The organism is Martinezella rhizogenes (assembly GCF_000799715.1).
GTDB classification, from domain to species: Bacteria; Pseudomonadota; Alphaproteobacteria; order Rhizobiales; family Rhizobiaceae; genus Rhizobium; species Rhizobium rhizogenes_C.
Window position 1 is genome coordinate 295,670 of record NZ_JUHG01000017.1, and the last position, 14,849, is coordinate 310,518.

General features: G+C 56.7%; 15 protein-coding genes. 9 read left to right on the forward strand and 6 right to left on the reverse strand.

Annotation, left to right across the window (positions count from 1 at the left end; genetic code table 11):
- The 3 genes from EX00_RS25745 to EX00_RS25755 all read right to left on the reverse strand — a co-directional run bounded on the left by EX00_RS25745 (position 1) and on the right by EX00_RS25755 (position 982).
- Positions 1-381: a DUF6481 family protein gene (locus EX00_RS25745; protein WP_047464292.1), complete on the reverse strand. Its 381-nt coding sequence runs from the start codon at positions 379-381 to the stop codon at positions 1-3.
- Between the two features lie 36 nt (positions 382-417).
- Positions 418-642 (reverse strand): hypothetical protein, encoded by a 225-nt coding sequence (locus EX00_RS25750; RefSeq protein ID WP_047464294.1) that lies wholly within the window; start codon positions 640-642, stop codon positions 418-420.
- Between the two features lie 130 nt (positions 643-772).
- On the reverse strand, positions 773-982 hold the full coding sequence (locus tag EX00_RS25755; RefSeq protein WP_007691656.1) for a cold-shock protein: 210 nt from the start codon (positions 980-982) through the stop codon (positions 773-775).
- Between the two features lie 390 nt (positions 983-1,372).
- Between EX00_RS25755 and EX00_RS25765 the strand changes: the two genes are divergently transcribed.
- The 6 genes from EX00_RS25765 (at position 1,373) to EX00_RS25795 (ending at position 8,937) form a co-directional block, all read left to right on the forward strand.
- Complete coding sequence (locus EX00_RS25765) at positions 1,373-3,166, forward strand: hypothetical protein (protein WP_047464528.1); 1,794 nt, start codon at positions 1,373-1,375, stop codon at positions 3,164-3,166.
- 902 nt (positions 3,167-4,068) lie between these two features.
- Positions 4,069-5,214 carry an ABC transporter substrate-binding protein gene (locus EX00_RS25775; RefSeq protein WP_047464300.1) on the forward strand — a complete coding sequence of 382 codons (1,146 nt, stop codon included), beginning with the start codon at positions 4,069-4,071 and terminating at the stop codon, positions 5,212-5,214.
- On the forward strand, positions 5,214-6,107 hold the full coding sequence (locus tag EX00_RS25780) for an ABC transporter permease (RefSeq protein ID WP_047464301.1): 894 nt from the start codon (positions 5,214-5,216) through the stop codon (positions 6,105-6,107). The genes EX00_RS25775 and EX00_RS25780 overlap by 1 nt, the downstream gene beginning before the upstream one ends.
- Entirely contained in the window at positions 6,104-6,946 is an 843-nt protein-coding gene (locus EX00_RS25785) for an ABC transporter permease (RefSeq protein WP_047464302.1), read from the forward strand. Before EX00_RS25780 ends, EX00_RS25785 begins: the two co-directional genes overlap by 4 nt.
- 55 nt (positions 6,947-7,001) lie before the next feature.
- Positions 7,002-8,081, forward strand: coding sequence for an ABC transporter ATP-binding protein (locus EX00_RS25790; RefSeq protein WP_047464531.1), 1,080 nt, complete (start codon positions 7,002-7,004; stop codon positions 8,079-8,081).
- Positions 8,074-8,937 (forward strand): glycerophosphodiester phosphodiesterase, encoded by an 864-nt coding sequence (locus tag EX00_RS25795; protein WP_052210963.1) that lies wholly within the window; start codon positions 8,074-8,076, stop codon positions 8,935-8,937. Before EX00_RS25790 ends, EX00_RS25795 begins: the two co-directional genes overlap by 8 nt.
- 33 nt (positions 8,938-8,970) lie before the next feature.
- Here EX00_RS25795 and EX00_RS25800 read toward each other — a convergent pair whose 3' ends face one another.
- Together EX00_RS25800 and EX00_RS25805 are read right to left on the reverse strand one after the other, a co-directional pair.
- The gene (locus tag EX00_RS25800) at positions 8,971-9,795 is read right to left on the reverse strand and encodes an inositol monophosphatase family protein (protein ID WP_047464307.1); all 825 of its coding nucleotides are present in this window, start codon (positions 9,793-9,795) and stop codon (positions 8,971-8,973) included.
- A 247-nt stretch (positions 9,796-10,042) separates the two neighbouring features.
- A complete protein-coding gene (locus EX00_RS25805) occupies positions 10,043-10,465 on the reverse strand; it encodes a helix-turn-helix domain-containing protein (RefSeq protein ID WP_047464308.1) in 423 nt (140 codons plus the stop codon).
- 457 nt (positions 10,466-10,922) lie between these two features.
- On the opposite strand from EX00_RS25805, the gene EX00_RS25810 reads away from it, so the two are divergent.
- Together EX00_RS25810 and EX00_RS25815 are read left to right on the forward strand one after the other, a co-directional pair.
- Positions 10,923-11,462, forward strand: coding sequence for a hypothetical protein (locus tag EX00_RS25810; protein WP_047464309.1), 540 nt, complete (start codon positions 10,923-10,925; stop codon positions 11,460-11,462).
- 110 nt (positions 11,463-11,572) lie between these two features.
- Positions 11,573-11,764: a hypothetical protein gene (locus EX00_RS25815; RefSeq protein WP_047464311.1), complete on the forward strand. Its 192-nt coding sequence runs from the start codon at positions 11,573-11,575 to the stop codon at positions 11,762-11,764.
- Between the two features lie 529 nt (positions 11,765-12,293).
- Here the strand turns inward: EX00_RS25815 and EX00_RS25820 are convergent.
- Positions 12,294-13,313, reverse strand: coding sequence for a sensor histidine kinase (locus tag EX00_RS25820; protein ID WP_047464313.1), 1,020 nt, complete (start codon positions 13,311-13,313; stop codon positions 12,294-12,296).
- 320 nt (positions 13,314-13,633) lie between these two features.
- Here EX00_RS25820 and EX00_RS25825 point away from each other — a divergent pair, with 320 nt between their 5' ends.
- Positions 13,634-14,005 (forward strand): COG4315 family predicted lipoprotein, encoded by a 372-nt coding sequence (locus EX00_RS25825; protein ID WP_047464315.1) that lies wholly within the window; start codon positions 13,634-13,636, stop codon positions 14,003-14,005.
- Positions 14,006-14,849 lie beyond the last annotated feature (844 nt).

Genomic DNA, 14,849 nt, shown 5'->3' on the forward strand with positions numbered 1-14,849 from the left:
TTATGCCTGCCTCGCTTTGCGATTGGCATAACGCTTGTCGCGTTCAGCCTTCCGGGCAGCCTCTTCCTCAATCTCGCGGGCGATGCGGTCTTTCTCCGCTGTCTCGCGTGCTTCGATCTCGGCCTTGGCGGCGGCCTCAGCGGCAGCCTGACGCTCAATGGCCTCGGCCTGCAGGCGCTCGCGCTCTTCGAGCTTTGCTCGTTGCTGCTCGGCGTGCCGCTTTTCCCTGGCAGCGGCAACGGCCTGGCGCTCCGCCTGCTTGGCAAGTTTGGCGGGGTCGTTGCTGTCTTTTGCAGCGCGAAAGGCGTTAAGAAGAGCGGCTTTCGCTTCCTTGGCCGCGCCGCGGCGATCGGAAAGTTCGTTGTTTCTGGCGTTTTTCAATGCTCGGTCCTGGTTGTTTGTCTTCTAAGCCGGAGCTCAGATTTTTCCTGCGCGTTTTGCGGCAAGGGCAGTGGCCACTTTCTGCCGCATCTCGGATTCCTTTGCCTCGCGGGCTTCCCGCAGCCGCAGGGTCTTTTCCTGCCGTGCGCGGACAAGCGAGTCAAGTTCGTCGACCGCACTATTGCGCGCAAAGAACTGCGACTGCGCATCACCGAACGCAATTTCCGCCTGCTGGCGAGATTTGCTGTGTTTCTCTGTCATGGTGCGTCCTGGATTTGAGGGCCGCTAAGCGGGCGCCAATAAAAAAGGCCAGGCAACTTGCCTGACCTCGCTGGTATCATGCTCTCAACAGTGCCGGTACATCCGCGGTCAAAGGAAAGCAGATATCAATTCAAGCAGCCTGAAGGTTGCAAGCAGACAGTTTGCCCGACTTGTTGTCGCGCTCAAGTTCGTAGGCGATCTTCTGGCCTTCGACGATTTCGCGCATTCCGGCGCGCTCGACGGCAGAGATGTGAACGAAAGCGTCAGCGCCGCCATCGTCAGGCTGAATGAAGCCGAAGCCCTTGGTGGAATTGAACCATTTAACTGTGCCAGTGGTCATGATGAACCCTTTCATAGCAATATTGAAAAACCGCGACGCCAAAACATCCCGGATGATGATAACGATTTTTGAAAGGAAGGTTCGTTCAGGGCGCGGTGCTAAACGCGCGGTAACCAAAGCTCAGCAAGCAAATATCGACAAGCGCACCCTAGCCTCGCTCATCGCGATTGTCAACTTTTAGTTTTTTCTGTGCTTGATTGCTTTTTATGGTTGTATTTCTTGATCCTGCAATTCGGCTGGGATCGCTGGCCTGTGCCGTGCCCGTTTGCGGCATATCGTACAACGGTGGCGTCGTTTGTATTGCGGATACCACACCCCCCAATATCGTGTCTTGGCTAAGATTGTGGAGGATATGGGAGCGGACCGTTTGCCCATGGGGGGATGATTTTCATGAGAAATGCAGTTCTCCGCTTCAAATTCTCCTGTGCGTGCATTTTGTTCTGCGCAATCGTCCCGTCCAATGGTTTCTCCGAAGATCTACAGCGCTCCCCCGGGCCATTGAGTACGGCTGAGATTGCGCGTGTTGTTCCATCGCCCACGGGAACGGTGAACGCGCTGGATTATGGTCTCGTGAATAATCCCTCCTGCTCGATTGATGCAACGGCCTCATTGAATACAGCCATCGCAGCGGCCGCTGGCAGAAAGCTTGTCCTACCTTCGGGAACCTTTTGCCTGAATACGGCAGCCAGCACCTTAAAAATTACTTCCACCATGGAAATCCAAGGACAAGGCGCAGCAACTATTATCCAGTGGAATGCGCCAAGTGGTTCTCCGGCCGCACCCGTTATCGATGTGCTCGCTTCAGCGCCCGACACCGTTATTGACAACCTGAGCATAGACGCACTGCCGGCAAGAGCGTCCTATACGACACCAACATACTTCGACAGTAACCCTTGGGGCGGCGTTGCATTGGTGATCGAAGCCGATCGATTTCACGGATCGAATCTGCGGATTAGCGAAGGCTATAATAATTGCATTGGCATAGGAGCCATGAAGGGTGACCAGAGCATCGCCGGAAGGCCTGCTTTCGTAACTCTGGACAAAATTTACACGACCAAGTGCGGCTCTGGCAACGCAACGAGCGGTCCTATCCTTGGGCATAATGGAGCGGGAATCGACAATGGAAGTGGCGGTGGTGCAATTATCTCAAACGCGATCGATGTGCAGTCCTATCTCGGCTTCATCGATGACATCGGCGCGCAAGCGTACGGCTCCTGGAGCAATATTTCCTCATTCAATGCAAAGAGCGATCCCCATGGCGGCCCTCACCAATCAGGAATTGGATTTTCAGCTTTTGCCCCGAATTCAACCTATACCAACATCGCTATCTACAACCCTGAAAACTATGGGATATGGAACGATTTCTATGCCGATAATTCTGTGTGGTCGAACGTCCTGATCAAGAATCCCAAGAAATACTGCGTAAACTTCAAGGGTCCTGCGACATTCAATAATTTGCAATGCACAGATCCCAGTGCCGCCGGATTGGCGGCATACCCGGCACTGCTCATTGATACCTCGGGAGCGCCCTGGGTCCGAAGTCTGATCGTAAACAACTTCAGCCTCTCCGGAAAAAATCAAAGCGTTGCCATTCAGGCAACAAGCGAAAACACCAGAAACAACATGACCGGCCTGATAACCGCAGGTCCGTTAAGCGGCGTTACCGCCGCATACCGTATCGACAGTTCGATTACTGGTCTGCAAATTATCAGCAAAGGAAAAAACGGCGTTGGATACGGAAATCCTTTCGCCGCTTACCCATGGGATTTCGCCGGAACGCTGAGAGCGCAAGCATCCATCGCAAATGCTTCATGGAAAAGCTGTGCATATGGAGACAACACCTGTCCCAACGGCGGGAATGTCTATATCGCCGATTTCGCCTCCCCGGAAAAGCGCCTCGGCATGGGATATGATCCGGTCAATGATCTCTTTGTGTTTCAGAGCATAGAAGCAGGCGCTTTAACAAAGCCGCTGGCACTTAATCCGTCCGGCGGCGGCGTCCAAATAGGGCAGCAATCATTGTCCACGAATGCCTCTACTGGGTTCCCCTATATACCGGCGACATCAGGCGCTCCGACAGGCGTACCTACCGCAGTGAAAGGTATGGTGCCCATGCAATACGATACGACCAATCATAAACTCTGGATATATGATGGCGGTTGGAAGAGCGTCACCGTCAATTGAGTTGGATATTTGAAAGCGGGTGCATGCTGAACCGGTCTGGAATTGATCTTCTACCCTGTTCCTGGTTCGCGCCGTGCAGATAGATGCCAAGGTTCAGCCCGGTACACGCCTCCGTGGGTTACGGGCCTTATGGGGCCCATCGGCTGCGGTTTGGTATTGCTGTTAGCGGCGGCGATCGCCTGTCGGAGGAAGTGGCCTTCGCTTTTCTGAGAGATATGGCTGGAGCCTGGGAATTGTTCGCGCCGATCTTGATCCGCTTGCTCGGGGGGCGGCGGGAGAGGGGCGCGCTTGTGCTCGGTTGATTTGGCCGGCTCGTTCCCAGATAGCGGGCGATGGCATCGAAACCCGGTTGAACGGCACGTTTCACTTCGGCCGTGAGCTCGCTTTCCATATCGCAGGCAAGGGCGATTGCCTGCCAATCGATCTTGCCTGCTCTCGTCGGTGGATGCGATCGAAACTGAACAAGACCGATCATGTAGGCCTGGACGTTTTCGAACGTCCGCTGCCGCAGCAGCGGCGCGAGCCGCAACGCGCAGAAATCCGAGATCTTGCGTTGGAAGATCTCGGTTGAGGTGGATTGATTGTGGGGGGCCATTCATGAATTCCTTGCAGGCAATGCGGCGCGAACGCCGGGGTGTGGCCTGCTAAGGCAAGCGGGTTAACGAAACGCAAATATTCGGTTTCCGATAAAAGAAAGAGCGACTTAGTCGTTTGTTGCCAAATAGGAAAGGCCTTTGTGTGCCGGTTTGTGACGCAGCGCGACCTTGGCGGAGGTCGACACTGTCTTCGACACCGCGAAAGCCATCATTCCCGGCCCTTTCTGTCACAGCGGTGTCATGACCCAAGGTTAGCAGGAGCCCTTCCAGCGCGATCGCGCGACAGAGATATGATGGAGAAGGCTCATGAACAGGCGCGAATTTCTGATCACATTTTCCGCTGCCGCAGGCGCCCTGACGATGCCGCGTCTTGCCTTTGCTACCGAAGAGGTGATCAACCTCTATAGCGGCTCGGATCAGAACATTATCGACTTCTGGAGCAACATCGTTCTCCCGGCCTTTGAAAAAGCCCATCCCGGCATTGGTGTCAAAGTCACCGACGCCGGCGACAACAACGGTCTTCGGGCCATCGGCGATCGGGCTCTGGCAGCCCTCCAGACCCAGACAGATCCGCAAGCCGATATATTCGAGGCTTTCAATCCGCGCCTGCCGACCGGCGGCGCAGATGCCGGGCTCTGGGTGAAGCTGTCGGCGGCGAATATTCCTGGATTCGACACGATCAATCCACTCGCCAGGGACAGTGAATTCTCGCTCCCTTATCGGGGATCGCAGGTCCTGCTTGCCTATGACAAGACAAAACTCGATCCGGCGCAGGCGCCGAAGACCTGGGAAGCGCTCGTTGCCTGGATCAAGGCCAATCCGGGACAGTTCATCTACAACCGTCCCGACAAGGGCGGTTCGGGCGGCAATTTCGTCCGCCGCGCGATCCATGAGGTCAATGGCCGCGACCTGAAGAAGTTCACCATCGATAATTATTCGGCTGAGGCCGGCGAAGCGATGCTGAACCCAGCATGGAAACTTCTGTCCGATATCGCCCCGTCTCTCTACGACCATGGTGCCTATACGGCCGGCAACACCCAGTCGATTCAGCTGCTCGCCCAGGGCGTCGTCACGATGACGCCGGTCTGGTCGGATCAGGTTCTGCAGGCGATTTCGCAAGGTGTCCTGCCGGAAACGACAGGTCTCGTGCAGCTCACCGATCTGGCGCTTTGCGGCGACTTTTCCCGTATGACGGTGTTCTCGAACGGTGCCCACAAGGACGCGGCGCTGAAGCTTGCCGCCTTCATGCTGACGAAGGAAATACAGGAAGCCATCATTACCGAGATCGGCGGCTTCCCCGGTGTTTCCTGGGATCATCTTTCGGATGAGCTGCGCCGGAAATATGCCGACGTCATTCCCGCGACCATCCCTACTTTCCCGAGCGGGGACTGGGAAAAGGCCGTGAATGACGGCTGGTATCGTAACGTCGCTCCGAATATCAGCCGCACCTGATGTCCGATCTTGCGGCAAAGACAGCTCCGGCGCGAGCACGCGCGCCGGACATAAATGGCAAGCTTGTGGGACTGGCGCTGGTCGCCGTGCCGGTGCTGCTGGTGGTCTGGCTGATCATCTATCCGATCATCTCGGCGGTGCTGACGACGATTTTTGTCCGGGGCACCGATGGCGAGATCGCCTTTTCCGTCGCCTCCTATCGCTTCTTCTTCACTGACGCCTACAGTCTCGCCAATCTATCTCTGACACTATGGACAACGGCCGTTTGTGGTGTGCTGCTGATTGCGATCGGGTTGCCGATTGCGCTCTACCTGCGCTTTTCACGCGGACGGCTGGCCGCTTACGTGCAGGCTTTGGCGATCTTTCCGATGTTCGTGCCCTCGATCATCCTCTCCTATGCCTTGATCCGCACCATCGGCCCCAATGGCGCTGTCGATCTCATCCTCAATTCCATCGGCCTGCCGAAGCTTCCGACACCCTATCTTACCCCCTGGGGCCCGGTGATCGGTCTCGTATGGGACAACCTGCCGCTGACCGTCTTGATGTTGACTGCTGGTCTCGGCTCCATTTCCAACAGTTCCGTGGAAGCGGCACGCGACGTCGGCGCGTCACCCTTGCGCGTCTTCGTCTCGATTATCCTGCCCCGCATGGGCAATTCGCTCCTAGTGACGGGCTCCTTCGCCGTGCTTGGCATTTTCTCGGCTTTTACGCTGCCTTACATGCTGGGGCGGGCCTCGCCGGAAATGATGGGGCCTTTCATGCAGCGGACCTTCGGCGACAATGATGATCCGTTGAATGCGCTCACCCAGGCTGTCGTAACCTTCGGTTTTTGTCTGGTATTCGGCATCTTCTATGTGCGCTCGATTGCCAAAAACCGGGGAGGGGTTCGATGAGTGCTGCCCAGTCGCAGGCAATCCGCCAGCCGAAAATCTTCCGCATGGACTGGCCCGGCATCGTCTTTGCGGTGGTCCTGACGGTGATTATCGTCCTGCCGCTCCTCGTTGTCGGTGTCTGGGCATTCAGCGAAGTCTGGCGTTATCCCTCTCTTGTCCCGCAACAATTCGGGCTTCGTTTCTGGCACCAGACGCTGTCGCGTGCCGATGTGTGGGATGCCGTTTTTCTCAGCCTGCGGCTGGCGACCACCGTCACGCTTCTTTCAGCAGTCATCTGCCTGCCTGCCGCCTATGCCTTTGCCCGCCTGCGGTTTCCGGGCCGCGACGTCCTTTTCCTGTCTTTCCTCGCCTCGCATGCCTTTCCGAAGTTCGGTCTTCTGGTCGCCATTGCCGGCATATTTCTGAAGCTCGGGCTGATTAGCACCTTCTGGGGCGTCGTGCTGATCCAGCTCGTCGGCACATTGATGCTGATGATCTGGATTCCGGTTGCCGCCTTCCAGAACGTCGACAAGCATATGGAGGAAGCGGCGCGCGATGCCGGGGCAGGGGCCGTGCGCGTCTTCTGGTCGATCACCCTGCCGCAGGCGGCGCCCACGATCGCCGCCGCGTTGCTGCTGACCTTTGTCAGCACTTTCTACGAAACAGAAGGCGCATGGCTGATCGGCGCGCCGGAGATCAAGACCATGCCGGTCTTGATGATCAACTTCATCAACAGCCAGATCGTCGTGCAATACGGGGCCGTTCTGTCGGTAATGCTGTGGGTCCCATCCTTCATTGCCCTGATGTTTGCCCGCCGCGTGGTCGGAACGGGTGCCTTCGCGCGCGGGTTCGGCGCATGAGACGTCGTCCGGTCACAATCAAATGCGGACCTCGGTGGTCCAGAAAAGAGATGACATGGCGCGTCTGACCATAAAGGACGTCTCGAAAAGTTTCGGCTCTTCCTTCGCGGTTCACGATTTTTCGCTGGATGTGGAGGATGGGGAACTCGTCTGCCTGCTTGGTCCGTCCGGTTCGGGGAAATCCACGCTGCTGCGTATGATCGGCGGATTCGAGCGCCCAAGCGGCGGCGCGATCATGATCGACGCCAAGGACGTGACGGCGCTGCCGCCGGAAAAACGGCCGACCGGCATGGTGTTCCAGAGCCACGCTTTGTGGACGCATATGAATGTATTCGACAACATCGCGTTTGGGCTGAAGCTACGCCATTTGCCAAGGGCCGAGATTCGCGAGAAGGTTGAAAGCGCGCTCGGCATGATCGGCCTTCCCGGCTATGGAAAGCGCCTGACGACGCAGCTCTCCGGCGGGCAGCAGCAGCGCGTGGCACTGGCCCGCTCGCTCGTTCTTGAGCCGAAAATCCTCTTGCTCGACGAGCCTTTTGCCAGCCTCGACCAACATTTGCGCGAACGCCTGCGCGAGGAGGTCAAGGAAATCCAGCAGCGTCTCGGCATCACCACGCTTTTCGTCACGCACGGGCAGGATGAGGCTTTGGCGCTGGCCGACCGTATCGTGGTCATGCGCGACGGAAAGACCGAGCAGGTCGCCCCGCCGGCCGAGATCTACCGTGTGCCGCAAACCGAGTTCGTGGCCGGCTTCATCGGCTCGATGAATTTCGTGCGTGGCGCGGTTGCTGGAGGCCGGTTCCAGCATGCGGATTTCCCGCTCGATCTTCCCGTCGAGAATGGGGAGGCTACGCTTGCCTTCCGGCCGGAGGCGCTGTCCCTCGACCGTTCCGAACGTGTGGGTGCACCCATCGTTCACCGCAGCATCGATTTCGGCACGCATCAGATTGTCGACGTCGACTCCGCCGATGGATCGCGGCTGAAGGCGATGACCCCGCCGGAGCAAACCTGGTCCAGGGGGATGCGCGTAGAGGTGAAAGTTGCCGCCCATTTCCTGTTCCGTGATAACAGGCTCGTCTTTCGAACGAGCGCGGAGCTGGAACAGAATGACGGAAGGCGGCTTCACAATGTCTGATCATCGCGGCCTTCGTATCGATCGGGACGGGCATCGCTGTCTCTTGAAGTGGCATCGCGGGCGTCGCTTGGCGGGTGATATCGCCTTTACGCAAGACCGGATCGGCGAGGGCATGGCGCTCGGCGCCAGCATGGAGGTCGACCTGCAGCGCTATGGTGGCGATGGCTTCGTTGTGCTGCATGACGAGGATCTCCATCCGGCCACCACTGGCAAGGGTCCAGTCATCTCCGCCACCCGCGAAGACCTTGGCCATCTGCGCCTTCGCGATGCGGCTGGACAAGAGACGGCTCATCCGATCCTCTCGATCGAAGACCTGGCGGCGCTCATCCGCGATGGCGGTTATTCGTCGGATGCTGTGCTGCAACTGGACATGAAGGTGCCGTCATCCCGCATCCGCGACGATGATATCGCTGCTTTTGCAAAGGCGATTGCTCCCGTTGCGCGGTCCGTCATCCTGTCCGCCGGGGATGCCGAAGCGGTCGAGCGATTGTCGCGAGCCGTTCCCGATATGCCGATCGGCTACGATCCCTGCCATGAAGGTGCCAGCGAGCGATTGCGGGAAAGCCGGGACTTCCAGGGCTTCGTTGCAGCCGCCGTTGCCGCCTCGCCGCGCGCACGGATGATCTATCTCGAACACGATCTAGTCCTGTTTGCCGATGCCGAAGGGTTTGACCTGATCGGGGCATTCCATGCCCATGGCCGGCAGGTCGATGCCTACACGATCCGTGTGGCGACCAAGGAAATCCTGCCGAAAGTGATGCGGCTTCTCGCGCTGCGCGTGGATCAGATTACCACTGACGATCCGGTCGGGCTGGAAGTGCTGGTGCTGGCGGCGGGAGAACCCGCCTGGAAATAAAATGGGGCTATATCGGCCCCATTGTCATGTAGTTTATCGGAAGCCGGCGAGCAGCCACGGGTGAATGGCCTTGTTGGCCGCCAGTATGTCGCCGTTGCGGCGAACCGGTCCGCCTTCGAAGGACGTCGTGATCCCGCCAGCCTCCTCCACGAGCAGCACCGACGCGCCGTAGTCGTGTAGCGAAAGCCCGTCCTCGAAGAAGCCGTCGAGGCGGCCGCAAGCGACATAGGCGATGGAAAGCGCCGACGATCCCAGGCGGCGTACGCCGGCCGTATTTGCCATCAAACGCCGCAGCGCTGAGAAATAGACCTCTTCATCCACCGATTTGACTTGTCCCGGAATGGGCAGGCCCGCTCCGATCAGGGTGTTCTGGACGTCGCCATTGTCGATGCAACGGATCTGCTCGCCGTTCAGATAGGCGCCGCCGCCGGCCTCGGCGCTGAAAAGCTCGTCCAGCATGGCGTCGTAAACGACGCCGGCAACCACCTTGCCCTCTTCGACGATCGAAATCGTCAGGCCGAAATGCGGTATCCCCCAGGCATAATTGGTCGTCCCGTCGATTGGATCGATGACGATGACCGGCGCCTCGCTTGCTGCCTCGCGGTCGCCCACCTGCTCTTCTCCTCGGATGGCATAGTCAGGGAAGGCTTTCGCAAGCCTGGACACGATCGCGTGCTCGACCGCGACATCCATTTCAGTTTGATAATCGCGCGGAGCCTTTGCGATAAGATCGTCATCCTTGCGGCGTCGGATGCAATCGCGCGCCAAGTGGCCACCTTCGAGCGCCGCTTCGGCGAGCACATGTATTCTGAAGGAAGCCGAGGGAGACAGATATGCGGTTGAAGAAATATCGGGCATGTGAACTCATGAAACTGAAGATCGGCAAACGCGGGACAATATGCCGGTACTTATGATGTTCATATGACACCGCCGCGCTACGACAGCGCCGCGCGTCAAATATGACGCGCAAAGGGCGCTGTAGCACTTTAAGACTGCTGCATAATTTTGTCCTTAAATCGACTCCGATTTAAGGAATTATGCAGCAGAATCAAATTGCCAAACTGGTGGCGAAGGGAAGAGGCCGATGCGTGACGGTTGCCTGCAGCTACTCCATGGATTCCAAAAGTCCGACGACCGCTTTGCGAACCTGTGGCATGGCCGCGACGAACGCCTTCGCCAGACGCCGACCTTCGGCGGTATGCTGGATGACCGTGACGCTTTCTCTTTCCGCGTCCGTCGGGTTCCTCTCAGCCGCATTGAGAAAGCCTTCAAAGAAATAGGAAACGGGCCTCTGAAGGGCTGTCGCTATTTCGAACAGCTTCGAGGCGCTGACGCGATTGGCGCCGATTTCGTATTTTTGGACTTGTTGAAATGTCACTCCGAGGCATTTCGCGAGAGCTTCCTGGGACATTCGCTGCTCTTTGCGCGCAAGACGAATTTGCTGTCCAACGTAAATATCCACGGGATGGCATCCCGACGCATCGGTCGATGCATTATGACGTTTTCTGCTCGTGACAATGTTGCTCATATTGGCGTCCGATCAGTTCTGCCTCCCCGCGCGCAGGTGGCGAGCATCATCTTCATGGGTATAGCCAGGATAATCTTGTTCTTTTAGATGGATTATATTGTCATACTTGACCATATATTCGTGTGATAATAGTAATTTAAGCATAATGTACCATAAACATATCCACTACTTCAACAATAACAATTTCATGTCTCTAGATATTGTTTAAAATTACTCGAAATGACGAGGGCGCTGCGTGGTTGCCCCGGAAACCGCCGAAACTTGCCATCGCGGCAATATGCAAAACTTGGCATCCGCGCCATCGCCCTCCTCAAACAGGACGAACCTGGATGCCACGATATGCATGGTCACCACGGATGTTCCAGATCATGCCTTGAAGCCGATCGGAACTATCCAGCCAGCCGCCTCGTTTCCTTGGATATCGCAACCGTTTGCGTGCCGCATAAGGAGCATACGAATGCCAAACAGGGTCAAGACGGGCGGAAACAAACCGTTCAAGGAAACCAGCCGCAACGCTGTCGGGCAATCTGTGGAAGCTCAGGCTCAATTGCGCGATGCTGCCAGAGAGTCATCGACGTTTGTGGGACGCGGCGAGACGCTCGGCGTTTACGAATTGGTGCCTATCGCAGCCTTCAATGATCCTAATTGGGACATTGCACCCTCGCGTGGCAAGATGTTGGTTGCGGCGCGGACAACAGGCGATGCGCGTGTCGTGGCAGCCGCCTTTGAAGGCAACTTCATGAACGTCAGATCCATGCCGGGCATGAGCATTGCGACGATGGGAGCAAGTGCGTTCCGAAACGAGAAACTCTACACGGTCATAGAAATCGACAGAGACCGTCGTGATTTAGACCGTGGTGTGATGGAGATCTCTGACACTGGGGAAATTGCTAGTGAGGCCTTAAGGGCCGATTTCGATGCGCGTCGTCATGATGGCAGGTCGCCTGGTGCCGAATCGCTGGCACGGTGGGACAACGAAGGCGGCGCTAGCGCCTGATGGCCGTAACACTCCAAAGGGCATCTTTGTCAGAGATTCCTTATTCCTTCGGGCGAGCACGGAGCCGTCAAAATTGCGCATCATGATGATATAACCAATGGAGCTATGCCATGTCCAAGAAAATGGTCGAAGCAACCGTCAAGAAACGTGGCAGGCGCTTGGCGGTCGGAATAATGAACACGACCCAAGCGCTCGATATGCCTGAAACGAAGGGTATGGAGTTTTCGCATCCTGATGAGAAGCCGGGAGAAACCGAGGTGAGACTTACGCAAAGCGAGCTTGCCGAAGTGGTGAAACCCTGAACGTGCCTATGATGCAGGTATCCGAAATTAGGTACGCTGGGTGGGCAAGCTTAGTGCGGTTCATACATGCCCGCCCGGCGATGGGTGCATTTACGGAGACGCCCCATCTTCAAGGCGCTACGCTATACGAGGGAGCGCGAGATCGCTATGATCCAGCGCTCTTTCCCGCCCTATCGTCTGATCCAGAAACCAGTCCTATACTGATTGCATTTTCGTACGAGGTTTGGACCGCTTCGATGGCCAATTGTGCCGATGCGGTATAACCTTGGCGCAGGGCCTCTAAACTGGGATCGGATCCGGTCGTGCTCGACCAATGCCAGAGTCCGTTGAAACGCGGCCGCGGCTCGAGGAAAACTCTGCCGATCATCCTGTCACCCGAAAATCCCACGAAGTCGTTTTCCGGCGCCAGCTCGAGCGGGCACCAACGATAGGCAGGCACGTCCTCACTCGCGATTGTCATGAATTGATCTTTCACTCTAGGGAAATGTTGGTTGCTCAGTGATGACCGCAATTGGCGGACTGATGTTGATCATATGTGGACGATGGACACTTTCGTTCCCGGTTTGGCGGCAACAGTCGTGAATTCCGCTTCGAGTTGCTTTGCCATCGCCTCGACGATTCCCGTTCCCAGACCGGGCTTCGAGCTCGCCGGATCTGCAGGAACGCCGACGCCATCGTCGCTTACCGACATCGACCACTGCGTCTTGTTCGAGTGATAGTCGACAATGATCTTACCGTTGCGATGGCTGGGGAAGGCGTGCTTGAGAGCATTGATCACCAATTCCGTGACGATCAGGCCGAGGCTGACCGAGACATTGGCTTTCGTCATGCTGTCATCGACATTGACTTCAATAGAAAGCTCGCTCGGATCCTGGATCATCGATGCGCCAAGGCTTTTGCAGAGCTGCTCAAAATATGGCCGGAGCCGAACGTCGCCCAGTCTGGAAGTAGCCAATTGCTGCTGGACGGCAGCGATCGACATTACCCGGCTGTGCGCCGAGTGCAGATGTGTGCGGGTTTCCTCCGATGGCACTTTTCGCGCGCTTTGCATCAGGATGCTGGCAATGATCTGCAGGCTGTTCGCTACCCGGTGTCGGACCTCCTGCAAAAGGATTTCTTTCTCCCGCAAGAGATCATCCTTGAGCTTTTCCGCGAGACGAGCGTCGGTGACATCGGAAACGGAAAGAAGAAGCCGGATATGGTCCGGGTCTCCATAATCGAGTTTCTGCGCGTTCAACACCAGGCGTCGCGATGCCTGACCTTCACGATTGAGGTCCATCTCGTAGGCATGGATATTGGCGGCCCCGGCAGCGGTGGCGTGCAGCAAAGAGGACAATTGCCGCACATTCCATTCTCCATTGCCCAAGCTCGACAGCCGTCGGTTGGGCACCTCGACCGGCTCGATCTGGAATTCGCGGCAGAAAGATTCGCTTACGGCAATCACCGTCAGATCGCCGTCCAGAAGCAATAGCGGCGCGCTCGACGAGGCAACCACCGCCAAGGCAAGATTAAGCGCGCCTTCAGGCGGCAGGGGGGAGAGAGTGGCCATGGTTTGATGTCCTCAGGGGCCGGAGGCTCGCGGTGCGAAAGCCTTCCCCGGTATGGACGTCGTCGTTCAAGACAGCGCCTGCTGTTATGCACGTTTGCGGACAATAGCACGGATCGACGGCGCGGCGATAAGAATTACTTGCACATGCTCGTGATGGTGCGGATCTTTCATAGAATACTATCCTTTACGGACGGGGTGTTGGTTTCCGTCGTTTTGTTTGTCCAGCCGCTTTATGGAACCACGTCCGCGATCGGACGTTTCTGTGTGGCTATATCGGACACTGTCGGCATTTCGCTGGCATTCCCGAATGGGAGGAAAACATGAAAACGCTGTTAATCGCGATCGGCCTTTTGGCCGCAACAACCTTGCCGGCTCTGGCAGCCGAACCCGTTAAGATGGTCGACACCAAAATGGGCAAGGTCATGACTACTGAAAACGGCATGACCCTCTACACCTTCGACAAGGATGCCCAGGGGAAATCAAACTGCGATAAGGATTGCCTCAAAAAATGGCCCGCCTTTCATGCTGCCAACAAGGCCAAGGCAGAGGGTGAGTGGTCTCTGGTCAAGGACGCCAATGGGAAAGAAATGTGGGCCTATGGCGGCAAACCACTTTATACTTTTGCAGGAGATAAAAAGTCCGGCGACATGACCGGCGACGGCGTCGGCCAAGTTTGGCATGTGGCCAAATAGCTGGATCGCGCGCTTTGGAGAGAGGGCGGTGATCCTTGGATCGCCCTCTGTCGCACAGCCAGTAAGAGCAAGGGTATGGATTGGAGGAAGGCATAGCAACATAGCGCGCGGAACATCCAGCCGTCTCCATTGCGGCAAACCGCAATAGGTCCTGATACCGCCTTCATATCAGGTGGCGCATACTGTTACATTCGTTGAGCAAGCTTACCGCTTCAATCTTGAATTCGCGGCCGGGCTTTCGTCTCTGCATTCACACCTTCGGGCGCCGAAGAAAGCATCTCATCCCGGTGTCCGCGAAACGGGCTATAGGCAAAAAGCCCAGATCCAACGTCTGGGGACCTCCGAATGTCACGTCCGAGCAATTTCACATAAACGACGTAAAACAACAGATGTGGGAAAACGTAACCGGCTTCAAGCACGATGGCTAAGAGAGCAGTCCACACAAAGATTTGCGTTACCGAAGTTCCGGTGCCGATATTTATGGCTGCGTAACCCACCATGATAGCAAGTACTATAATGGTGAAGTGAAGGATCGGCACTCTTAGGGCGCACAAAGCGCCGACTACAAATGAAAGAACGAGGCCCCATGCCATCAAACGTTCAACTCCGAGTATCCGATCCAGAATCGGTATTGCTATCAGTATCAGTTATCTCCGCTCGTAGAACAAGCCGGAATCATGGCCTAGCCCAGTAATTCTGGGAAGTTACTGGACTTTCTTGCAATAATAATCCGCGCTACGGAAACTTCGCTATCATAAGGCGAAATAGGCGCTGGATAGACCACACGATAGACGTGAATTACCACGGACGTATGGTGTTCCGGCTTTCGCGGCACCGCTGGATA